A 22,926-nucleotide genomic window follows, 5' to 3' on the forward strand; every position below is an offset into this window, starting at 1 on the left:
GCCAAGGTAAGCCCTATGACAGATAAACATCAGCTAGCCACCCAAATCGTCAGCGTCGGTCGAGATAAAAAATGGACCAAGGGCGTGATTAATCCGCCCGTATTTCGCGCATCCACTATCGTCTTCGACACCATGGAAGACATGCGTCACGCCGCCAAAAACAAAACCAATGGCGAAATGTTTTATGGTCGCCGCGGCACCCCAACCCATTTTGCGTTTCAGGCGGCGATCAGTGAGCTCGAAGGTGGCGCAGGTACGGCGCTTTATCCCTCGGGTGCGGCGGCAATTAGCGCGGCTTTGTTATCGTTTTTACAGGCGGGCGATCACCTCTTGATCGTCGACAGTGTTTACGAGCCAACCCGCGATCTTTGCAGTCATATTCTGGCGGGCTTTAATATTGAGACCACCTATTACGATCCGCTGATTGGTGAAGGTATTCGCGCGCTTATCCGCCCCAATACTAAGGTGCTGTTTTTAGAGTCTCCCGGCTCCATCACCATGGAAGTGCAGGACGTCCCGACCCTCTGCCGTATCGCCCATGAACATGGATTAGTGACCATTCTCGACAACACTTGGGCCTCGCCAATCAATAGCAAGCCCTTCGAGATGGGTGTCGATGTGTCGATTCAAGCCGCGACTAAATATATCGTCGGTCACTCTGATGTGATGATAGGCACCGCGACCGCCAACGAAAAGCACTGGCCGCAGCTGCGTGAGCGCAGTTATTTATTGGGGCAAACCACCTCCCCCGACGATGTGTATCTCGCTACGCGCGGATTACGCACCCTAGGCGTGCGCATGGCACAGCATGAGAAAAATGCCCTTAAAGTGGCTAACTGGTTGAAAACGCGCCCCGAGGTTGACCATTTACGTCATCCCGCCTTTGATACCTGCCCGGGACATGAGTTCTTTAAACGCGACTTTAGCGCCGCAAATGGTCTGTTCTCCTTCGTGTTAAAGCAAGGGGATCAAGAAGCGATCACCGCCCTCGTTGAAAATATGCAGCATTTTAAAATGGGCTTTTCTTGGGGCGGTTATGAGAGTCTGATCCTAGGAATTTTCGGGATTGAAAAAATCCGCAGTGCTACCCAATGGGATGCAAGCAAGCCGTTGATCCGTGTACATATTGGCCTAGAAGATCCCGATGATTTAATTGCCGATCTCAGCGCAGGCTTCGATCGCTTTAATGCCGTACTCGCCGCCAAGGCCAAATAAAGCTTAAACAAATTATATGTAAAACAACGAAGGCGGGAGCTTACCCGCCTTCATTTTGCCCCACCATCGTATAACTTCGGCTTCAATTCACCTTTACTATTTGGGCTGCGCTGCGCTTATTGCGGGGTCAATCCACGCCTGAGAACCGTATAAAGGCACGGTCGATAAGGCATGTTTGTGGCTACCATTGGTCTCTTTAGTCGAATAGGACAAATACAGCAGGGTTTGATTGGGCGCATCGTAAATTCGGCGCACTTTTAAGCTCTTAAATAAGATACTTAAGGATTCGGTAAAGACCACTTCGCCGTGTTTGCTCTTATCGATGTTGGCGATATCGGCGGCGGAAATCGGCCCGGTTTGACGACAACTAATGCCCATATCCGAAGGATCGGCAAAATCGAGGTTCGCTTCGATACGGCTAATATGGCAAGTGACCCCTGGGATTTTTGGATCCTGCTTGGCATCGATAATCACATCCTTTGTGGTAAATAATCCAAGGCTTACTTTACCAACGTCATCGCCGCAGCCCGTGAGCAGCGTCCCCGCCAGCGTCACGGCAAGCAAAGACATCAAAGCCTTATTGACTCTTTTCATCTGTTTATCCTTATTCATCATCCTTCCCTATTGCGCAAAACACTTTTGTGCCCAGCGCGTTAATCCCGCCGTCACCGAACCGAAGTGGTCACCGACGACCACTGGGGTTTCGGGATAAAGGCTAGTGATTTTAGCGTAAATCGCTGGGCTGCGCGCGGTGCCGCCCGTCACATAAATCACATCGGGTTTGCACTCTAGACTATCGGCATCCACGGACAGCTCCTCTGGCGCTAAACCATTGCCCGCAAGACTCTTTGCCGCCTGAGTCAGCGCTTGGTGCATCAGCGCCTCTACCTTGGTGAGCGAAGGCTCGATCGCCGTTTCAAAGCCCGTGCGGCTCACTTCGGCTCGAAGTGATGCTTCAATAAAGTCCAGCGCACTCTGCGTCGTTTGCGCCTCAGACAGGGCAATTTTGGCGCGTTCGGCGAGTCGTACAATTTGGTAGCTTAACTGTTGTTGCTGCACTTTGAGCAATCTTTTTAACAGCTGCGGCTGCTCGGCCTCTTTAATGAGTTCATCAATCAGTTTGCGAGTGCTTAGGGTGGCAAACTCGCGCTGCGCGCTAATATCGTTGACAGCGACCGCATTCCAAAAGGGATTGCTCGGCATTGGCTTACCGTTGCTCATTAGCGAACCTAAACCAAAGTGCGGCATAAAGGCATTCATCGCCAGCGCAATATCCAGATCATTCCCGCCAATCCGCTGGCCGCTGTGGCCAAGGCAATCGGCACTGCGGTCGAAACTCGCCTGATGCTTTGGTCCCATTTTGACCACGGAGCAGTCGGTCGTACCGCCACCCACGTCGACCACCAGCACGGTTTGGTCTGCACTGAGACTCGCCTCATAGTCCATCCCCGCAGCCAGTGGTTCGAATAGGAATGCCACATCGATAAACCCTGCTCGTTTCGCGGCTAAGGTTAAAATGGCCTCGGCTTGGCGGTTGCTCTCTTCACCACCAATGCCTTGAAAGTTCACTGGGCGACCAATCACCGCATGGGTAATGCTGGTCTGTCCCTCTGATGCGACGCCCTTTTCAGTGAGTACGGCTTCTGCACGTACTTTAATATGCTGCATCATTAAGGTGACTATGTCTTCAAACAGGGCGACTTGCTCGGGTCTCAGGCCCGTAGCCCCTAAAAAGGATTTTGGCGAACGGACATAAAAACCTTCTTCCGGCATTTCAAGATAAGCGGCCACGGCCTGCTCACCCACGAACACCGCTTGGGTTTCGGCATCAAGATCTAATTCATGGCGCACCATACGGGCGCGGCTCAATTGCGCGGCGCGCTTCTTGGCATAATCCGCTTTCAATGCCTGCGGCAAGCCGCGGTAAACGGCTTCGGCGATAAGCTCCCTATCCATTGCATACACAGTGGAAGGTAAATAGGCTGAATCACTCGATAAGGGTAACAGTGAAACGTCATCTCCCTGCATGATCCCAACGGCACAGTTGGCACTGCCATAATCAAATCCGACAAACATCCGCTTACCCCTACAGTCAAACCACAATCAAAAAGCCGAGCAAGGTAACACAGTTTGCCCCAATCCCAAAGGAAGCCCAGCACAGTTCCCTTGCTTTACCTTGTAAATTTGCGGCTAAATGTAAGTTCATTTTAAAGTCACATTTCTGTCACACTTGTCATCAATCTGACATATTCAGCTCGTATCTTTGAGCGCATATCACTTTCGCCTGAAGGGGAAATAGTCTGTAAATCCCTTCATTTTTCAGTAGCAAATCTGATTGCACTCCGATGGATGAATGCTATTGTATATTGCGCCATGACGCTTGCTTAAAGGAGCTGTGCAGTGTCCCCGAATACCGATAAACTGTCGATCGATAAAGAAATCTCTTGGTTGTCATTCAACGAGCGGGTGCTGCAGGAGGCCTGTGATCCCAATGTGCCTATCGTGGAGCGGGTGCGCTTTTTAGGCATATTCTCCAATAATATGGATGAGTTCTTTCGGGTGCGGGTTGCCGCGGTCAGACGCTCAATTCTGCTCTCTGCGCTGCAGGAAGGTCGCAGCAATAGCCGCCATCTAATGGCCAAAATTCAGACCAAAGTGATGGCATTGCAGGAACGTTTCGACAGCATTTACGTCGAGCTGATGCGTGAGTTAGTCCGCCGCAATATTTTGTTAATCAACGAAAAACAATTAAGCGAGTTCCACAGTAACTGGCTTAAAAAACATTTTCGCGATCATTTTAAACGCCATATCGCGCCGCTTATCGTTAACAACAATCGCGATTTAGTAAAGCATATCAACGACGACGCCACTTATCTGTGTGTGTGTTTGTTCACTAAATCCCGCAGACAATATGCCCTCGTGGAAGTGCCCACCAAAAATGTGCCACGTTTCATTGAGTTACCCGCCGAAAAATCGAAGGCGAAAAAATACTTAATCCTGCTGGATAATATTATTCGCCACTGTGTGGACGATCTCTTTGGTCCCTTCTTCGAGTACGATGCGATTGAAGTCTATTCGATGAAGCTGACCCGCGACGCCGAGTTCGATATTACCGACGAACTTGAACAGACCCAGCTCGAAAAAATGACCAAGGGTTTGAAAAAACGCCTGACCGCCGAACCCGTGCGCTTGGTGTACGACAAAGAAATGCCCGAGCATATGCTTGAAATGCTGAAGGAAAATTTAAACATCAGCTCGACTGAGTGTTTGATCCCGGGCGGGCGCTACCACAGCTTCAAAGACTTTATCGGCTTCCCTAACCCTAGCCGTGATTACCTCGAAAATGAGAAATTGCCTGCGCTCAATAGCTCGGGCTTTGGCCGCAGCGCCAACAGTTTCGATGCGATCAAGATGGGCGATATTATGGTCAACTACCCGTACCATAAGTTTTCCCACTTTACCGAAATGGTGCGTCAGGCCGCCTACGATCCTGCGGTGCGTTTTATTCGCATCAACCTTTACCGTGTTGCGAAAAAATCCCATGTGATGCAATCGCTTATCGATGCGGTGAAAAATGGTAAACAAGTCACCGCCGTGATTGAGCTGCGGGCACGCTTTGACGAGCAATCTAATATTGAGTGGACACGGGTGCTCGCCGAGGCGGGTGTCAAAGTCCACCATGGGATCACCAGCTTAAAAGTACACTCAAAGTTGTGTTTGATTGGCCGCGAAGAGCAAGGCGAGATGAAACTCTATTGCCACGTAGGCTCAGGCAACTTTAACGAAGGCACGGCGCGGGTCTATACCGACTTATCGCTGTTTACCGCCAATCAGGAAATCGCCCGCGAAGTGGAGCAAGTGTTTGACCTGATTGAACATCCTTACCGCCGCGATAACTTCCAGCATTTGATTGTGTCGCCCTATGATGCGAGACAAAAACTGACCCATTTGATTGATAACGAAATCGTCAATGCCCAGAGCCATATTAAGGCAGCGATTACCTTAAAATTGAATAACCTGCTCGATGAGCCCTTAGTCCAAAAACTTTACGAGGCCTCGGCTGCGGGGGTCAAAATCAAACTGTTGATCCGCGGTATGTGCTCGCTGATTCCACAAATTCCGGGGATCAGCGACAACATCGAGATTTACAGTATTGTCGACCGATTTTTAGAACATTCACGGGTGATGCTGTTCCATGCCGGTGGTGAGAATAAATTATTTATCAGCTCCGCCGATTGGATGAGCCGCAACATAGATAACCGCGTCGAAGTGAGTGTGCCTATTTATGATCTGCGTCTAAAACAAATGGTGATGGATATTTTATCGTTACAGTTCAATGACAACACTAAGGCGCGCATCATCAATAAGGAACAGAGCAATCCTTATCGTAACCGCGGTAATAAACGTAAAGTGCGTTCTCAAATTGCCATTTATCAATATCTGATTAATTATGAGAAGCGGTTGCAGCAAGAATTTAGCGCCCAGCGCGAAGCCGCAAAGCTTGAAGCAGAGCACGCGGCGGAACTTGCCCACAATCCCGAATTACAGGCCAAAGCCAGCTAACGCTGGCTTTATCATCGTCTCGATTGCCTAAGGATAATCCGATTGGTTGCCACACATTCACAACCGCGACACTTTGTCGCTATCGACATGGGCTCAAACAGTTTTCATCTGGTTATCGCCCGTGAGCAAGACGGCAGCTTGCAAATATTGCACAAAGAAAAACAACAAGTTCAGTTAGCGACGGGCCTCAATGCGCAGAACATCCTCAGCGTGGATGCTATCGAGCGCGGCCTCAATTGCCTGCGGGACTTTAATCAGCGTTTTTCCAACCTTGACCAAGCCCAGGTGCGTTTAGTCGCTACCCACACCCTAAGGGTGGCCAAAAACCGTGAGCAGTTTATTGAAGCGGCGCTCAGCATCATGCCCTATCCGGTGGAGGTGATTTCTGGCCACGAGGAAGCGCGCCTCATCTATAACGGCATTGCCCAAAGCCAAGTGCTTGGTAAACGCAATATCGTGATCGACATTGGTGGCGGCTCGACCGAAGTGGTCCTCGGGCAAAAAAATACCCCCACCCATTTATCGAGCCTGCGCTGTGGCTGCGTGAGTTTTAACGAGCGCTTTTTTATCGATGGGCAAATCACGCCAGCCTCATTTCGCGGAGCCCAAAGCGCCGCCGATAAACAATTTGCCTCGCTCTCAAAAGAATATTTCAGCGGCGATTGGGACTTAGTGCTTGGCAGCTCAGGCACAGTCAAAGCCATTTGCGAAGCGATTCAGGAAGATCATGGCGATGAAATCGTCACCCTCGCCCGCCTCAAACAATTAAAGCTGAAACTGATTAAGTGCGGACACATCAGCCAAGTGCACTTTGCTAATGTCGATGATAAACGCACACCGCTCGTACCCGCTGGCCTTGCCATTTTAATCAGCTTTTTTAGGCGCTTACCCATTGAGCAATTGGAATTTAGTCCTGGCGCCCTGCGCGAAGGCGTACTCTATGAATTAGCGAAAATCGGTCAGTATCAAGATATTCGCCACCGTACGGTCGACAGTATTGCCCAGCTTTACCATGTGGATATGCCCCACGCGGCCAAAGTGCGGGACACCGCCATGGCGCTGTTTGAACAAGTCGCCGATGAATGGGGATTAAGACCCCATGCACGTTTGCTGTCCTACGCCGCCACCTTGCATGAGATAGGGCTGCACATTAACTCAAAGGCATTGCATAAACACGGCGCTTATATCATTAGCAACAGCGACTTACCCGGTTTTAGCGAGGCGCTGCAACAGGATTTAGCCAGACTGATTGCCAACCATCGTAAGAAACCCAATGAATTGCTACTGGCCGAATTAGAGCCTAGCCACAAACTCACCCTCATTCGTCTCGCCTGTCTGCTGCGCTTGGCGGTGTTAGTGCATTTAGGCCGAATAGCCAAAGCCCTAGTGCTTGAGAAAATCCAAGTGGTTCCAGATGGGCTCATGCTAGTGCTACCCAGCCATAAACGTAAAATCAGTTTGTTTATGAAAGATTTGCAGCGTGAACAAAAACAGATGGCGGCTTTAGGGATGCAGCTGCGTTTAGTCTCTAGCCTTGGGCTGAATCAGGATAAAAATCTCGAGGTAAAAGACGACACGCTGAACGCCGTCGCCAGCTAATCTCTTCGTCCTTTCTCATCTCTCCGCCCCTTCATCCCTTAGTGCCGTTAACGCACTAAGGGATGCAAAACTCTCCAATTACTTATCCCCTTTCCCGTGGGGCGCTTCGAGCTTATCAAGCTCACAACCACAGCGATTACAGTAGGTTGCATCTAAATCATGACCCATTTTATGGCATTGATTACAAGTACGCAGATCCCTATGCCGTCCCGCTTCTTGGGAAATTTCCGCGGTTAAAATGCCCGTAGGGATCGCAATAATGGAGTAACCCAGCAACATGGTAAATGCGGCAATCGCTTGGCCTAGTTCGGTTTTCGGCGTGATATCTCCGTATCCTACCGTCGTGATGGTCACAATAGTCCAATATACTGACTTAGGAATAGAGCTAAAGCCATTCTCAGGCCCCTCAACGACATACATCACGGCACTTAATACCATGATGATTAAACTCACCGAAAAGAAAAATAGGAACACTTTACGGCTAGATTGCATCATCGCCTTAAGCAGCAAATTACCCTCGCTTAAGTAGCGCAGTAATTTAAGCACCCTAAAAATCCGAAAAAGTCGCAGCACACGAATCACTAAGGTAAAATTTGCTCCAGGAATAAAGAGCGCGAGATAACTGGGCAGTACCGACAATAAATCCACTAACCCATAAAAACTGCGGGCATACAGTACTGGATGGGTCGCGCAATAAAGCCTCAAACCGTATTCAACGGTAAAAATTAGCGTAAACACCCACTCTAACACCCGAATAATGTGCCCATAATCCCGATGAAACGCTTCAACTGTGTCAAGAAACACCAACGCAACACTGAGCACAATACAGACCATTAAGCCGATATCGAAGTAGCGCCCTGCGGGCGTATCAGTGCCAAAAATAATGATGCGTAGCTGGCGTTTTAATGGACTTTCGGTGTCTGGTTTTTCAGGCGACAGATCTGACATAGGGGAAAACTTCCTTGCGATAAAAAGCGTTATCTTTTCCAAATCCCCAAAGTCTGCCATGCAATTGCCACTAGCTCAAAATTATCTACTCACATAGACATAAAATTGCGGTATGATGCGCGAAAAACCTATATCTGCGTCATTTTTAGAGGAAGACATGCGCGTACCCCTACTCACTAAAACAATTACTGTGGCCATGACTCTCGCCGCACTGATTTCACCCCAAGTGCTCGCCTCATCGGGTATAGGTAAAGTCGATTTAGTGGTGATCACTAAGTCTGAGTCCAATATGGCGCTGTTAAGGGACGGCAAAATCCTCAAGCAATATCGTATTGCCATGGGTGACTTGCCAACGGGTCACAAGTTGACTGAAGGCGACCAACGTACGCCGCAGGGCCGTTATATTCTGGACTACAAAAAATCCGATAGCGCCTATTACAAATCGATCCATATTTCTTATCCCAATGAAGAAGATAAGTTAAGAGCCAAGGCGCTGGGGATCCGCCCGGGCGGCATGATCATGATCCACGGCCAGAACCCTCGTTCACCTCTCTCGCCCGAGCAGGCGCAGCAATACAACTGGACCGACGGTTGTATCGCCATTACCAACGCCGAGATGGATGAAGTGTGGAAAGCCGTCGATGAAGGCACGCCCATCGAGATTTGGCCCTAAGCGCTAAGCTTGATTAGCCTATGCGACTCAACGCCCAGTCAAATGGGCGTTTTTATTTGTATTCCCCGCTTTAAGGATGTTTTATGTCAACAATCACGACAGAGGCTACGGTATTCGGCTACGCCACCTTAGAACAGACATGGCCAGAGTTTGAGGCGAAGATCCTCACGTTTCTTGGCAAATTAGGCTTAGCGGACAAGGCGCTGCATTGCGATCATGTTGCCCTGAGAGTGAACAGCATCGCAGCTGCCGATGCACTCAAGCAGGCCTTTAGCGCACGCGGGCGGATCATCTCGGATAATCAAATTAATGGCCGTACGATCCTTATCATCGAACTGGATAAGCCCCTAAAATTAGGCAGCTTTAGCATTGACTGCGTCGAACTGCCCTATCCAGGCGATACCCTCTATCCACAAGAAGGCTGGGAGCATATCGAACTGGTACTGCCATCGACGGCACAGGACTGCGACGGCCTAAGCCAAGAGCTGGCTCAGTTGAGCCCATCACTTGTGCACTTACTCCAAGGACAAGCGGCATCCTTAACCGCAGCGCCGATAAAAGTGAAATTCAGCTCGCCCAAGGGTGATAAAGAACGTTTAGCCAACCCCACCATTGCCTTTAAACAAGCCGATGTCTGTATCAAAATCCATCCGCACAGCATTAAAGCAGTTATCGCCAGCGAACAGGACTAAAGGAAACCGCAATCCATTTATGCCCTTCTCGCAGGGAGTGTGAGCCCCATACCAATTACTGACAATCGCCTGTACAAAACAGGCAGTTTGAGAAAAAGTCAGCAACAATAAAGGTGGAAATAGTTTAGTTTGTGACTATTAACGCTTTGATTCACCATTAGGTTTTATCGAGTTTTGTGTTATCGACCACGGGAATGCCAGCGGGCTTCCCGTGATATCCATAAGGATGCAGCGCATGAAACCCCACAAGCATGAAGCACAGCTACTCAAACTCGCTTTGGAGATTGGTATCGGCTACGCCAAAAAACGTGGTTTTGACGACTTTGATAAAGGTGTGTCGCCCAAGGATAAGGTGGAATGTATTTATCGGCTTTTAGTGACCGATAATTTGATCCAACCCTTAGCCAAAGATAAGGAAGATGGCCCGAATATGAAGCATAAGCTGGTACTGTGGATCATCCGCCATCTGCCGACGGATCACCCGTTATTGCAATAAGCGCTCAAACATAAAAACAGGGCGCCAATAATTGGGCGCCCTGTGTGAAAATAAGAGATAGTCGCGGGAGTTACTTCGCGACTTTTTGCGCTTTTTCCGCCGCCAGCACAGTCGCCATAGATGGCACTATGGTTGTCGGATCGAGGCGCATTTGAAACCAGTTCACACGCCAATCTAAATGCGGGCCATTCGCTCGCCCTGTCGCGCCGACTTCTGCTACGGCTTGGCCCTGCTTAACGGTTTCGCCCGCATTGACATAGAGTTTGCTTAAGTGCAAAAAGCTTGAACTCACGCCATAGCCATGGTCGATGATCATAGTGCCGCCCGAATAAAACATATCGGGAACCGACAAACTAATCACGCCATCGGCTGGCGCCACTACCACAGTACCGGTTTTCGCAGCGACATCCACACCAAAATGTGGGTTGCCAGGCACATCGTTGTAAATACGCTGACTGCCATAGACGCCCGAGATCCTGCCTGTTAATGGCCAAATAAACGACTGTAGAAATGCCGTTTGCTCGCTAAAAGTGCCACGGGCCGCTTTCACCTGCGCCGTATCTTTGGCCGCTCGCTCCTGTGCCACAGGATCGGGTTTCATGATCTTATTGCTGATGCCCTTAACGCTTTGAATATTGTATTCGCGCTTAGTAACACTGAGCGGTTTGACTTCGGTTAAGCCATCGGGATAGACCAAGCGTAGTTCTTGACTCAGCTGCGCATCCCTATCAAAACCGAAGGCAAAATGGCCATCTGGCGTCACTTTTAATGCCTCACCGTTAAGACTTATCTGCGTGCCCGCCGGCGCTTTACCACGAATTAACGCGCCCTGCTCAAATTGCCCTTCAAAACTCACCTGCGCCTGAGTCGATAAGCTAAACAGGGTTAAGAGCGACACGACTGCCGCCTTACAACTGAGTGATGGTGTGTTCGGCAAGGTTTTAAACAACTTAGGCAGGGCATTGGGTACGGCGTTTAGCATCTTCTCAAAAATCCTTATTCAAACAATAACGCCCTAAAGATTAGGGCGTTATAAAAAAATCGACTGGCTTAATTACCTTTGCTCACTATGGCACCTTTACCCACACCTTCGTAGGCAATCACAGTAAATTGGCTCGATGGCACTTTTGCCACTAGAGTGGTCGCCATATAGTCGGCCAGCAATTCGACCGTGGTATCGTGCGGGATCAAATCACAACATTCCTTGGGCATGGCCAGTTGGAAATCCCCCTGCGGCGCTTGATAGTGGAAGCCATAGTGGCTGTCATCACTGATCCGCGTTTGTGGCGATAGGTTAAGGGTCTTCACTGACACTAAATCCTCCTCGCTACCGAGGTAGATATCGTGCCAACGCTTGGCCCAATATTCATCCCATTTCGGTGCCGGAATGCCGTTTTCAAATACTTGAACCGGGCTGCGATGACCATGGGCAATCCGCTGGCAATTGCCATCGTGTTTACGTAAACCATGGCTGTAATGATAGTAAGGCGAATTGAGGATCTCATGCCTTAAAGTGAGGCTAATACCTTCAACATTATCGGGCAGAGTTTCCCGCAGTGCTTTTTGTAAAAAGGCGTTAACGCTTGGAATATCAATCTGCTCAGATGGAACGAGTGCAAAAGCTTGGGAAGGACAAGCTAAGTGGATCTCACCGAGCGCGCTATCGAAATCCATCCATACCCGATCGCCCTGTTGCTGCCAACGTACACCACTGTAGGCGGTCGGCACCAATAAACGATGATCGGCCACCGCATCAATTGTCTGCTTGATGGTCCGTTTCACTTTAGCGAAATCGAGCACCATATTTTGCTCGTCTAAACCGCCTTCTAATACCACATCGACAATCCAGCTTTCCCCTACCATGCCACGCTTGGGGCAAAGATAGGAAAAATCGATCACGGTTAAATCTTTTACAAACAGTTGCATTGACTCTCCTCGGCAGAAAAACAGTCCGCCTTAATAGGGATTGCGCCACTTAGCGATGGCCGAGCACGCTCACTTGGCCATAACCAAGCTTACCCAAACAGTAAATAAGGATTCTAATCAATTCTGCCTCGCCCCGCGACAAATGAATCCGCTGTTAGGCGCTTTTTATCTGGATGACACAACAAATGCACAAGCGTCGCACATGAGTTAGCCAATTCGCAGGCTCATTCGATGACTGAGTGAGCAAAACGCAAAATGCACTTATGTCACTCGCCCCGCCCAACAACGCGGAAAAATCTCGATAAAGGCGTCAAGGATGCCATCACTGAGCTAATAGCGATGAATAGACAAGCGTAAATACAAGCTGGTTAATAGATACTCGCGATTAGCAGATAAATTGCTAAACGAAACACCATTCACCCTACCGAGATAATCAAACAAAAACAGCGAATTAGCTCACAAAAACCTAATCCACAACTGCGATAGACCCAATCGAAACAAGGCGTTATCCCTAAGGCGATTAAGCCGTTAGTATCGCCCCATAAACCATACATAAAACAAGGTTAATAAGGGAGAGACCAGATGATAAAACTCACCGCTATCGCGATCAGTATTATGGCCATGTTAGGCGGACACTACGCCGTTGCTGCCGAACCGATTGAAGTGATTACGCCAGCTAAAATCACTGAGCCAGAAAAAGTCGAACTGGGTAAGATGCTGTTTTTCGAGCCTAGACTGTCGAAATCAGGCTTTATCTCCTGTAATTCTTGCCACAATCTTTCTACCGGTGGCGTGGATGCCTTGCCCACATCGATTGGCCACCATTGGCAAGAAGGTCCGATTAACTCCCCAACAGTGCTGAACGCCGACTTTATGCTGGCGCAATTCTGGGATGGCCGTGCCAGCGACTTAAAAGAACAAGCCGCAGGCCCAATTGCCAATCCGAAGGAAATGGGCTTTACCCATGAACTCGCCACCGAAACCATTGCCTCAATGCCCGCATACCGCGCCCGCTTCGCTAAGGTTTATGGCGATGAAAAAGTCGATATCGATCGTTTAACCGATGCCATTGCCGCCTTCGAAAAAACCTTAGTCACGCCAAACAGCCCCTTCGATCAATATCTATTAGGTAAACAGGATGCGATTAGCAGCGAAGCCAAAGCGGGTTACCAACTGTTTAAGGACAAAGGCTGCGTCAGTTGCCACAACGGCCCTGCGGTCGGTGGCACTATGTTTATGAAGATGGGCTTAATCAAACCGTTCCACACCAATAATCCTGCCGAAGGGCGTAAAGGCGTGACGGGCAAAGAAGCCGATAAATATGTGTTTAAAGTACCGACGCTACGCAATATCGAGCTCACCTATCCCTACTTCCACGATGGCAGTGTTTGGACGCTCGAAGAAGCGGTCAATACTATGGCGGATATTCAGTTAGGACAAAAGCTTACCGACAAAGAAACCAAGGAAATGGTGTCGTTTTTAAATTCACTCTCAGGTGAACAGCCGCAGATCACTCTGCCAATCCTGCCGCCATCGAATAAAGCGACGCCGCGCCCTGTGCCATTTGCGGCAGCGACCAAATAGGTCGAGCTAAACGGCACTTCAAATAAGTCGCTTTCGCGCAAAACACAAAGGCCGAGGATTCATCCTCGGCCTTTGTGTTTAATGCTGGATGCTTAAAAAGCGGACGCCTAAAGCTTAAGCGATATTATTCAAGGCGGCTTATTCGCCCTTAAGGCGTCTGTCTAGCTGATCTTTTAAGTTAGCGGGCACGCCTTTAATCAAGAGCGTGTCGGAAATCGGATCGTAAATCACTCGCTGACCTAAATGGCCACCATCGAAGCTAATGGTGACGCCGCCACCGGTACCCGAAAACTTCTTCAATTGTCTTAAGGTCGATTTATCGGCGGGAAATTCTTCATCCAGCTCATAACTGCCGCCACGGGCAAAATCATAGAAAGACTCCATACCTTGGTCGGCGAGCTCATCGGCTAAATCTTTGATCTCAATGTCAGCGCCTTCGTCAAAACGCTCGGAACAATACTCAAACACTTTGTTACGGCATTGCTGACGCTCTTCTTTGGTCAGATCGCTGCTGGCAACAAAATCTTCCACCGCGTTCATTAGGGTCTTATTTTGCGCCTTAGTATTTACGCCTTCGACACAGCCCATAAAGTCGAGGAAAAAGTCCGCCACCTTACGGCCTGCTCGACCACGGATAAAGGAGATGTATTTGCGGGAGTCCTTATCGGCCTGCCATTCGGTAAGATCGATACGCGCCGCTAATTGAATATTGCTTAAATCTAAGTGGTTGTTTTGCGACAGTTCCATATCATCGAGAACCGTCATCGATGATTTGGCACTCAGCAGCGCCACAAACAGAAAGTCACTCGCCATGCTGGTATAGCAGGACATTAACAGGAATCCGCCTTGGCTAAAATCATATTTTGCCAACTCTTCCTGCAACAACTTACTGGCTTGGCCGGTAAATTCGACGAAGCCTAAATCCCCTGCACGGTATTCCTGCAACGCATTGGAAAAGGCGGGATTGGCTTCACCGTCATCACCATGGATACCAAAATAACCAAATCCTTTGCCGGATTTGCTGGTATAAGTCTGATGCAATTCTTCCAGCATCATCTCGACAGCCTGACTGTTCAGCAGAGGTTGAGGACGTAAACGGCAGCGTAATTGCCCCTGACTGTCCTGGGAAATCTCGTGAATAATTGCTTGTTCGATGTTAATACTCATAAACCCTGATAGTGATGCTGGAATAAATCCGCTATTATATGCCGCTAATCCATTCCAAAGTGAAACATTTTTTGATTATGGCAATCCAATCGAAATACTCAAACGCACAAGTTGAATCATTAATCGCCGAGATTTTAGCGGTACTCGAAAAGCACAAAGCCCCTACTGACTTAAGCCTGATGGCGCTGGGCAACTGTGTCACTCACCTGCTCGAGCGCAAAGTGCCAAGCGAATCTCGCCAAGCGGTAGCTGAACAATTTGCGAAAGCACTCGCACAATCGGTGAAATCCAATTAAGTTAGTCGAGTAACAATCGTTAAAACAACATAAGATACAACGTCTTTTAGGAATAAGCGGATCACTATGGTCGAGCGAAAAAAGCAAATGAGCCGCGATCGCGTGTCACGACTCATCAACTGGGGACATTGGTTCGCCTTCTTTAATGGCCTGTTGGCTATGATTGTCGGCACACGCTATCTGAGCAGTGTGGGTTATCCCGAAACTTGGTTTGGCTGGGGCTACCTCGCCGTCAGTACCATTGGCCAGTTCAGTTTTCTTGCTTTTATCGCCTACTTGATCTGCCTATTCCCGCTGACCTTAATCTTGCCTTATTCCAAGATTTTAAGGGGCTTAGCGGCAGTTATCGCCACCTTAAGCCTGTGTATCTTATTGTACGACACCATAGTGTATGCCGATTATGGTATGCACTTGAGCCCCTTCGCCTTCGACTTAGCCTGGGCCGATTTAAATGCCCTGCTCCACGGAACCTCTTATATTGTCACGCCGATTGCCATTTTGGTGATTGAGCTAACGGCGGCCAACTTCTTGTGGAAACGGATTGAGAAAATCCAAAAGCTAAATCTTGGCAATAAGGTTATTACCCTGATTGGGGTGTGTTTTGTCAGCAGCCATTTGATCCACATTTGGGCCGACGCGGCCGATATCACCGAAATTACCCGTTTCGATGATACTTATCCACTGTCGTACCCTGCCACGGCGCGCTCCTTTATGGAAAGCCATGGGATTGATGGCTCTTCACAATCGGATGATGAAGCCAATCATGCGACCAGCACGCTCAGCTACCCCACACAGCCACTACAATGCCAGGCCGACAGCAAACCCAATGTGTTAATGCTGACCATCGACAGCTTACGTGCCGACATGGTGGACGCTAAGACCATGCCGTTTTTGCATCAATACACTGAGCAGAATCAGAGCTTTACTCAGCATTACAGTGGCGGCAATCAATTTAGAACCGGCATGTTCTCCCTGCTCTATGGCTTGCAAGGCAGCTATGGCGATGCGCGTATCTTCAATAGCACTAGCCCCATTATGACCCAAAGCTTTAGACAGGCGGGTTACCAACTTGGCTTATTTATTCCCGAAACCAATCTGAATTTGCGCTCGGCGCAGGCCATGTTTAATGACTTTACCCCCGTCATTGCCAAAGAAACCAATGGCAGTGCCGATGCGGATTTACGCAGCGTAGGCCATTTTAAGCAGTGGCAAAGCGAGCAACAGAGCCCATGGTTCGCCCTCGTTAACCTGAAGGCGCCAGAGAATTTTGATACCCCAGTCGGCTTCCTTGGCATCGAAACCGTTAAGGCCGATGCGAATTTGAAACCGGCACAAAAGGTGCTATTTAACCAATATCGCCAATCGTTGAATTTTATTGATAAACAAATCCAAGCGATAGTGAGTGAGTTGCCCAGCGACACCTTAGTGGTGATCACTGGCGTTAACGGCAAGATATTCACCAGCAACAGCGATGAAGCCCAGCGCAATTTGTCTCCCGAGAGTGTCAGAGTGCCTATGGTTATTCATTGGCCGAATGTCGGCGCCAGTAAGGTTAAATACCGCACCAGTCACTATGGCGTAGTGCCAACCTTGATGACCCATATCTTAGGTTGCACCAATAACACCACTGACTACAGCGCGGGCCGTAGCCTACTGCAACCGAGCCAAGAGACCTGGATTTACATCGGTGACAGTCGCATATTTGCCATTTACCAACAGTCGGAAATCACCGTCATCGACCGCCATGGTAAATACCGCATTTACGATGAAAACTTTGAGCACAGACTGCATAAGAAGATGAGTGCGCCCGAGCTTATCCAAGTGATGCGAGAAGGCCGTCGCCTCTATAATCATTAAGTAGAGAGTTACTAGGCGAGCCAATCGTTACAGGTCGTTATTGCTCCCAGTAAAGCTTGGATTAAAACGAGAAAAAAATAAACAATAAACAAAAAGCCCCACTTCATCGTGGGGCTTTTTATTTGGCTAAGAACTAGCTCAATCTATGGATGATTCCGCCTTCACGGTGGAATAACGCTCTAACCAATGGGCGTAGGATGAAGGTAACACCCAAGATGGACGCGAAACCTTTAAGGTTTGTGCCGCTTGATACGGCCAGTGAGGGTTAGCCAAGAACGCTTTACCTATCATGACTAAATCCATTTGCTGATCTTGAATCGCTTGCTCTGCGTGGTGAGGATTATCCATGCCCCATGACGTTGCCACCGGGAAACCCACTTCACGACGCACTCGCTCGGCAATAGGCGCCAAAAAAGCCGGGCGCCATGGAATATTGGCCGTAGGTGTTGAAAAACAAATACTGACGTTAAGCATATCGAGACCAGCGCGCTTAAATTGCTTCACCAAGGCGATGGACTCACTCAGGGTTTGCTCGTCTTTATCATCAAATTCAATCACCCCAAAGCGCGCCGTTAACGGTAAATGTTCAGGCCAAACCGCCCTCACCGCCTCAACCGTCTCGATAAGAAAACGGCCTCGCCCTTGTGCATCACCACCGTATTCATCGGTACGTTGGTTGGCATAGGTCGAGAAGAAGCTTTGCGCTAAATAACCGTGGGCAAAGTGCAACTCTAACCATTCAAACCCTGCCTCGAGCGCCCGCTTGGCCGCTGCAACGAAATCGGCTTTCACACGTTGAATATCGTCAATCGTCATGGCTGTTGGTACTTTGCCAAGGTTAGCACCAAATGCCACGGCCGATGGCGAAAGCGTTTGCCATCCTTCGTCACCTTCAATATGGTCATCCCCTTCCCAAGGAATGTTGGCACTGGCTTTACGACCAGCATGGGCGATTTGGATCCCCGCCACCGCGCCAGCACCTTTAATCGCCGAGGCGATGTTGGCCAAACCTGCCGCTTGTTCCTCGTTCCACAATCCTAAGCAGCGCGGGGTGATCCGTCCCTCAGGCGATACGGCCGTCGCCTCAACCACCACTAAACCTGCGCCGCCGCGAGCGAGACTAGTGTAATGTACTTGATGCCAATCGTTACTCAGCCCGTCGTGAGCCTGATACTGACACATAGGTGCCACGGCAATGCGGTTTTTAAGCGTGATATCTTTTAATCTGAAAGGAGAAAATAGCTGGGTCATCTGACAGTCCTAACCATGGGTTAACTAGATGAGGACAGACTAAAACGAACGTGCCATAATTAAAAGTATCACCATATTATAGGTTCTATAAGATTTCGTTATGATAAATCCACAATGGCTCAATACCTTTGCAGTGTTAGTGGAAAAGGGAAACTTTACCCGCACGGCCGAAGCCATAGGTATCACCCAAGCCGCGGTCAGCCAGCATATCAGTCGCTTAGAGGAAGAGTACGGCACCCTATTTTTGCGCCGTAGCCGCCAACTCGAAATCACTCCCATTGGTGAGCATTTGTTGAGTTACGTCAACGATATAGACTGCGCCAAGAAGCGATTACAGCAAAAACTCATTCAAGACGATGCCCATATTGGCGAGATTAGCCTTATCACCCCTGGCAGTATTGGCTTAACCCTCTACCCCTTGCTTTTACAGCTACAAACGGCGTTTTCGCAGCTAAAAATTCATCATCGTTTTGCCCCCGATAATGAAATCCTCTCCGCCATTCTCGCTAATCAACATGAGCTGGGGATGGTGACGTTTAAGCCGTCGGATCCCAGTATTTGCAGCAGCCATTTTACCGAAGAGCCCCTCGAGTTGGTTGTGCCTGCGGGGCAGAAAATTACCAGTTGGCAAGATTTGCAGCGCCTCGGATTTATCTCCCACCCCGATGGCGAAGCCATGGCCACCCGTTTATTGAGCCGCAAATATCCAGGGAGTCCTGGCATCCAAGAGATCCCCTGTAAAGGTTTTATCAATCAGATAAGCTTAATCTTGGAACCCGTCGCCAAGGGACTCGGCTTTACCGTGATCCCACGTTATGCCCGTAAGGCCTTTGAACGGCAAGAGGAAATCTATGTGGTTGAGTGTGGCAGCCAAGTCGTGGACACCATTTGGTTGATCCACAGAGCCGAGTGGCCTTTGTCCCGCCGAGCACAAACGGCCATCGATTACTTAAAAAGTCAGATTTAACTTAAACCGACAGGTTGAAATGTCACGGCGAAAGGCGTTAAAGAGGCAAAGTGAATGCCTAGTAATAGAAATCTAGCCATTTTAGAACAACATAATTAATTGAATATCGGACAGATTTATATTTATAGGTTATATTAGCATCTATAAATAGTACCCCATGTTGTTAGTACTCCCTTTAATTGCACGGCTGCGAACCATGACAAAAATTGCCCCACAACACGCCGAAACGGGTTCCGATACCAACCATAGTCAAGCCATTGATACTATTTTAAATAGTCTCGATGCGCTGGTTTATGTCTCTGATTTAGATACCTATGATTTACTCTATCTCAATGACTACGGTGTATCGGTTTGGGGTGAGGCAAAAGGTAAAAAGTGCTATCAAGTGCTGCAATCGGCACAACACTCGCCTTGTCAATTTTGTACTAACCCTAAACTATTGGATGAAAAGGGAAATCCTGCTGGCGTTCATGTGTGGGAGTTTCAAAACACCCAAAATGGCCGTTGGTACCAATGTCGCGATCAAGCCATTCATTGGACCGATGGCCGATTAGTTAGAATCGAAATCGCCACCGATATCACCGAACGCAAACAAATGGAGCAAGCGCTGATAGAGGCAAAATCCACGGCCGAGCGCCTTGCCGACACTGACGAACTGACCCAACTCTATAATCGCCGGGCTTTTTTCAATCTCGGTCGCCAAATTGCGCAACAAACAGCACAACCACTGGCCTTTATCATGTTCGATATTGATCACTTTAAGCGGATTAACGACCGCTGGGGCCATGCGATGGGTGATGCGGCGCTTATCCATATCGCAAGATTGACGCAAACCAAACTGAGAACAAATGATATTCTTGCTCGTTTAGGCGGCGAAGAGTTTGGGCTGATTTTACCCAACACTCACCATGAGCAAGCATGGCAAGTGGCGGAGTCAATTCGACACGGGTTTGATACGCAGCCACTACAGCTTAACGGCCACAGCATCCACTGCACAGCAAGCTTTGGCATATCATCCTTGGTCTTGCCTCAAATCAATCATCCCGATGAGGCACAAACCCTCTTGGAAACCCTATTCAATAATGCCGATCAGGCCATGATGCAAGCCAAGCGAGCAGGTAGAAATCAAGTCTGTGATGCGGTCTAACAATACAAATAAAGTTAGTCCATTTATGATTGGTGTAAGACTTGTGATGAGATAGCAACAATGCCAATCCGAACTGACTGTATAACTATTCGTGCAGCTAAATACCTATTGCCCCTAAGTGAGTTAGATAAAGATAATTCATACATACCAAGACAGCTACTTAGCATTAGATTATCTAATATGCGGAGTTAAGTTAAAAATATTCTTTAATTGGCTCCCATAAGGATACACATTACTACCTCAAGGTGCTTGAGCATGGCAAAGTCCTACCATGCTAGCGCCTCTAATCAAGTTTGTGGTTATTTAGCTCTTGGCCTTCCATTTGACTAGAGACCTTCCTTCATTGAATTTAGATCCTAAATATATCTCATATTCCAAAATGAACTACATATAAAAATTTTAATAACCAAATTTGTAGTTATAGTCAGAGTACGAGTCACATTGGCTTCACCCTGTCGTCATTTGGCTCCCTTAATAAACTCACATCTTGGAGGATGGAATATGGCAACTTTATTAATTGTGCCAGGGTTTGGTGGCAGCGGCCCCTTGCATTGGCAAAGTTGGATTGCACAGAAATATGAATCAACGATATGGGTCAATGACTTACCACTATTGGAGCCTAAAATTCATATCTGGGCTAATGCAATTTGCTGCACAATCGATCAAATCGAAGGTGAAATTCTCATCCTTGCCCATAGCTTTGGTTGCTTAGCCTCAAGCTTGGCAATTGCTCGCCACCCGCAGCGGGTAGCTGCAGCTATTTTAGTCGCGCCAGCATCACCAGCACGATTTTCTGAGAATGGACACATTCTGCCTGAACACGATGGCACTCAAACAATCAAACACTTGTTGCCAACACAGCCATTAGGTGTCACAGGGCTTGTCATTGCTAGTGAAAACGATCCTTGGATGCCCTTCAATCAAGCTGCAAAACTGGCAAAAAAATTTGGATTTCCAACAATCAACTTAGGCTTGAGTGGCCACATTAATGTCGATTCAGGACATGGGCAGTGGCCCCTCATTGATGTACTTATTGGTAATCTTATCTACCAAATAGAAAGCGCAGCTCAGATCCAACCTAACGAGCTCGCAAACTCAAACACACAAAAGGCATGCTTATCACATAAAGGAATATAAAATCGCTAAATATAACTTTTTAGTTATCAATATTTGATTATAATTCCAATTACGTTGTCAAAAACTACTTACATAAGGACTGATATGGCAACCAAAGAAGATCTACAAACCGTGATCCCCTCGCTCATCAATAGTTTAGAAAAACTACTGGGTAGAATTGAGTTTGGGACAGTGGAATTAACCTTTCACCATGGGAAATTAGTGCAATTAGAAAAGAAAGAAAAAATTCGTTTAGACCAAGTTACGCCGTCGAAATAAAAACGAAATTTACCACCCAATCAACACAGTTAGACCACATCGCTGACCGGTCAACCGGAAGCCTTATTAAGTAATATGAGGATTTCGGTATGAATATTTTATCTCACCTACAAAAAGCAACACTTACCGTAGTTTTGGCCTCGGCTAGTTTTCTCGCACTCGCTGAAGATACGCTATTGAATGTTTCCTATGATCCAACCCGTGAATTTTATCGGGAATATAACCAAATCTTCAGCCAATATTGGCAAAAACAAGGCCATAAAGCCCCAACCATACGTCAATCTCACGGTGGTTCAGGCTCGCAAGCTCGCTCAGTTATTGATGGATTAGAAGCAGATATTGTCACACTTGCACTGGCCTATGATGTTGATGCATTAAGGCAAAAAGCGGATTTAATTCCAGAAAATTGGCAAAGTCGTCTGCCACACAATAGCTCGCCCTATACCTCGACCATTGTGCTATTGGTTCGCAAGGGGAATCCCAAAAATATCCATGACTGGAATGACTTAGTTCGTGAAGGTGTCGAAGTCATTACCCCAAATCCTAAGACTTCAGGCGGGGCGCGCTGGAATTATCTAGCCGCTTGGGGTTATGCACTGAAGCAATACGGCTCAGAAGAAAAAGCGTTAGAGTTTGTCACTCAGATTTATAAAAATGTACCAGTGCTGGACTCTGGCGCCCGTGGCGCAACCAATACCTTTGTACAGCGTAACATTGGCGATGTGTTCATCGCTTGGGAAAATGAAGCCATATTATCAGTTGAGCAGTTAGGAAAAGGTGAATTTGAAATTATTGTTCCAAGTGTCAGCATTCTTGCTGAACCACCAGTAACAGTGGTAGATAAAAATGTCGATCGCAAAGGGACACGTAAGTTAGCAGAAGCTTACTTAGCACATCTCTATACTGATGAAGCACAACACTTAGCCGCAAAACACTTTTATCGCCCGACAAATCCAGACATTGCGTTGCAATACAAAGACAAGTTTCCACAACTGACGCTCTTTACCATTGATGAGGTTTTTGGTGGCTGGAACAAAGCACAAAAAACGCATTTTAATGATGGTGGTCAATTCGATTCTATTTTAACCAAGATTAGCAAGTAATCTTTTACGCTGTTTCACTCATACGAAACCGCCCAGAGTTTCACTTA

General features: G+C 48.0%; 21 protein-coding genes. 14 read left to right on the forward strand and 7 right to left on the reverse strand.

The window, feature by feature from the left end; translation table 11 throughout:
• Positions 1-15 precede the first annotated feature (15 nt).
• A complete protein-coding gene (locus tag M0415_RS06490) occupies positions 16-1,215 on the forward strand; it encodes a cystathionine beta-lyase (protein ID WP_249554874.1) in 1,200 nt (399 codons plus the stop codon).
• Positions 1,216-1,311: 96 nt separating this feature from the next.
• Here M0415_RS06490 and M0415_RS06495 read toward each other — a convergent pair whose 3' ends face one another.
• Both M0415_RS06495 and yegD read right to left on the reverse strand, forming a co-directional pair.
• Positions 1,312-1,809: a CreA family protein gene (locus M0415_RS06495; protein WP_083757983.1), complete on the reverse strand. Its 498-nt coding sequence runs from the start codon at positions 1,807-1,809 to the stop codon at positions 1,312-1,314.
• 27 nt (positions 1,810-1,836) lie between these two features.
• Positions 1,837-3,291 carry a molecular chaperone gene (yegD, locus tag M0415_RS06500; protein WP_249554872.1) on the reverse strand — a complete coding sequence of 485 codons (1,455 nt, stop codon included), beginning with the start codon at positions 3,289-3,291 and terminating at the stop codon, positions 1,837-1,839.
• 324 nt (positions 3,292-3,615) lie between these two features.
• Between yegD and ppk1 the strand changes: the two genes are divergently transcribed.
• Both ppk1 and ppx read left to right on the forward strand, forming a co-directional pair.
• Positions 3,616-5,778 carry a polyphosphate kinase 1 gene (gene ppk1 / locus M0415_RS06505; RefSeq protein WP_249554870.1) on the forward strand — a complete coding sequence of 721 codons (2,163 nt, stop codon included), beginning with the start codon at positions 3,616-3,618 and terminating at the stop codon, positions 5,776-5,778.
• 42 nt (positions 5,779-5,820) lie between these two features.
• On the forward strand, positions 5,821-7,377 hold the full coding sequence (gene ppx / locus M0415_RS06510) for an exopolyphosphatase (RefSeq protein ID WP_249554868.1): 1,557 nt from the start codon (positions 5,821-5,823) through the stop codon (positions 7,375-7,377).
• A 78-nt stretch (positions 7,378-7,455) separates the two neighbouring features.
• On the opposite strand, the gene M0415_RS06515 is transcribed toward ppx, so the two are convergent.
• Positions 7,456-8,325, reverse strand: a complete 870-nt coding sequence (locus tag M0415_RS06515; RefSeq protein WP_249554866.1) for an ion transporter — start codon at positions 8,323-8,325, stop codon at positions 7,456-7,458.
• A 157-nt stretch (positions 8,326-8,482) separates the two neighbouring features.
• Here M0415_RS06515 and M0415_RS06520 point away from each other — a divergent pair, with 157 nt between their 5' ends.
• The 3 genes from M0415_RS06520 to M0415_RS06530 all read left to right on the forward strand — a co-directional run bounded on the left by M0415_RS06520 (position 8,483) and on the right by M0415_RS06530 (position 10,186).
• The gene (locus tag M0415_RS06520) at positions 8,483-8,998 is read left to right on the forward strand and encodes a L,D-transpeptidase family protein (RefSeq protein WP_086904218.1); all 516 of its coding nucleotides are present in this window, start codon (positions 8,483-8,485) and stop codon (positions 8,996-8,998) included.
• Between the two features lie 83 nt (positions 8,999-9,081).
• Positions 9,082-9,690, forward strand: a complete 609-nt coding sequence (locus M0415_RS06525; protein ID WP_249554864.1) for a VOC family protein — start codon at positions 9,082-9,084, stop codon at positions 9,688-9,690.
• 235 nt (positions 9,691-9,925) lie between these two features.
• Positions 9,926-10,186 (forward strand): DUF5062 family protein, encoded by a 261-nt coding sequence (locus tag M0415_RS06530; RefSeq protein WP_011626406.1) that lies wholly within the window; start codon positions 9,926-9,928, stop codon positions 10,184-10,186.
• A 70-nt stretch (positions 10,187-10,256) separates the two neighbouring features.
• On the opposite strand, the gene M0415_RS06535 is transcribed toward M0415_RS06530, so the two are convergent.
• Together M0415_RS06535 and M0415_RS06540 are read right to left on the reverse strand one after the other, a co-directional pair.
• Entirely contained in the window at positions 10,257-11,168 is a 912-nt protein-coding gene (locus M0415_RS06535; RefSeq protein WP_249554863.1) for a M23 family metallopeptidase, read from the reverse strand.
• A 68-nt stretch (positions 11,169-11,236) separates the two neighbouring features.
• Positions 11,237-12,112, reverse strand: coding sequence for a 6-pyruvoyl trahydropterin synthase family protein (locus M0415_RS06540; RefSeq protein WP_086904215.1), 876 nt, complete (start codon positions 12,110-12,112; stop codon positions 11,237-11,239).
• 582 nt (positions 12,113-12,694) lie between these two features.
• Between M0415_RS06540 and M0415_RS06545 the strand changes: the two genes are divergently transcribed.
• The gene (locus tag M0415_RS06545; protein WP_249554861.1) at positions 12,695-13,696 is read left to right on the forward strand and encodes a cytochrome-c peroxidase; all 1,002 of its coding nucleotides are present in this window, start codon (positions 12,695-12,697) and stop codon (positions 13,694-13,696) included.
• Between the two features lie 138 nt (positions 13,697-13,834).
• On the opposite strand, the gene yejK is transcribed toward M0415_RS06545, so the two are convergent.
• Positions 13,835-14,863 (reverse strand): nucleoid-associated protein YejK, encoded by a 1,029-nt coding sequence (gene yejK, locus M0415_RS06550; protein WP_011622980.1) that lies wholly within the window; start codon positions 14,861-14,863, stop codon positions 13,835-13,837.
• A gap of 77 nt (positions 14,864-14,940) precedes the next feature.
• On the opposite strand from yejK, the gene M0415_RS06555 reads away from it, so the two are divergent.
• Positions 14,941-15,159: a YejL family protein gene (locus M0415_RS06555; RefSeq protein WP_011622981.1), complete on the forward strand. Its 219-nt coding sequence runs from the start codon at positions 14,941-14,943 to the stop codon at positions 15,157-15,159.
• Positions 15,160-15,225: 66 nt separating this feature from the next.
• The gene (locus M0415_RS06560; protein ID WP_011717356.1) at positions 15,226-17,016 is read left to right on the forward strand and encodes a DUF3413 domain-containing protein; all 1,791 of its coding nucleotides are present in this window, start codon (positions 15,226-15,228) and stop codon (positions 17,014-17,016) included.
• Positions 17,017-17,154: 138 nt separating this feature from the next.
• On the opposite strand, the gene M0415_RS06565 is transcribed toward M0415_RS06560, so the two are convergent.
• Positions 17,155-18,267 (reverse strand): NADH:flavin oxidoreductase/NADH oxidase, encoded by a 1,113-nt coding sequence (locus M0415_RS06565; protein WP_011717357.1) that lies wholly within the window; start codon positions 18,265-18,267, stop codon positions 17,155-17,157.
• A gap of 100 nt (positions 18,268-18,367) precedes the next feature.
• On the opposite strand from M0415_RS06565, the gene M0415_RS06570 reads away from it, so the two are divergent.
• The 5 genes from M0415_RS06570 (at position 18,368) to M0415_RS06590 (ending at position 22,879) form a co-directional block, all read left to right on the forward strand.
• Positions 18,368-19,234 carry a LysR family transcriptional regulator gene (locus M0415_RS06570; protein WP_011717358.1) on the forward strand — a complete coding sequence of 289 codons (867 nt, stop codon included), beginning with the start codon at positions 18,368-18,370 and terminating at the stop codon, positions 19,232-19,234.
• A 196-nt stretch (positions 19,235-19,430) separates the two neighbouring features.
• On the forward strand, positions 19,431-20,381 hold the full coding sequence (locus M0415_RS06575; protein WP_041412662.1) for a GGDEF domain-containing protein: 951 nt from the start codon (positions 19,431-19,433) through the stop codon (positions 20,379-20,381).
• 501 nt (positions 20,382-20,882) lie between these two features.
• Complete coding sequence (locus M0415_RS06580; protein WP_249554859.1) at positions 20,883-21,518, forward strand: alpha/beta hydrolase; 636 nt, start codon at positions 20,883-20,885, stop codon at positions 21,516-21,518.
• Positions 21,519-21,602: 84 nt separating this feature from the next.
• Positions 21,603-21,776 carry a YezD family protein gene (locus M0415_RS06585; protein WP_249554857.1) on the forward strand — a complete coding sequence of 58 codons (174 nt, stop codon included), beginning with the start codon at positions 21,603-21,605 and terminating at the stop codon, positions 21,774-21,776.
• 89 nt (positions 21,777-21,865) lie between these two features.
• Positions 21,866-22,879 (forward strand): sulfate ABC transporter substrate-binding protein, encoded by a 1,014-nt coding sequence (locus M0415_RS06590; protein ID WP_249554856.1) that lies wholly within the window; start codon positions 21,866-21,868, stop codon positions 22,877-22,879.
• Positions 22,880-22,926 lie beyond the last annotated feature (47 nt).

The sequence above is a fragment of the Shewanella sp. 10B genome (assembly GCF_023475885.1).
GTDB classification, from domain to species: Bacteria; Pseudomonadota; Gammaproteobacteria; order Enterobacterales; family Shewanellaceae; genus Shewanella; species Shewanella mangrovisoli.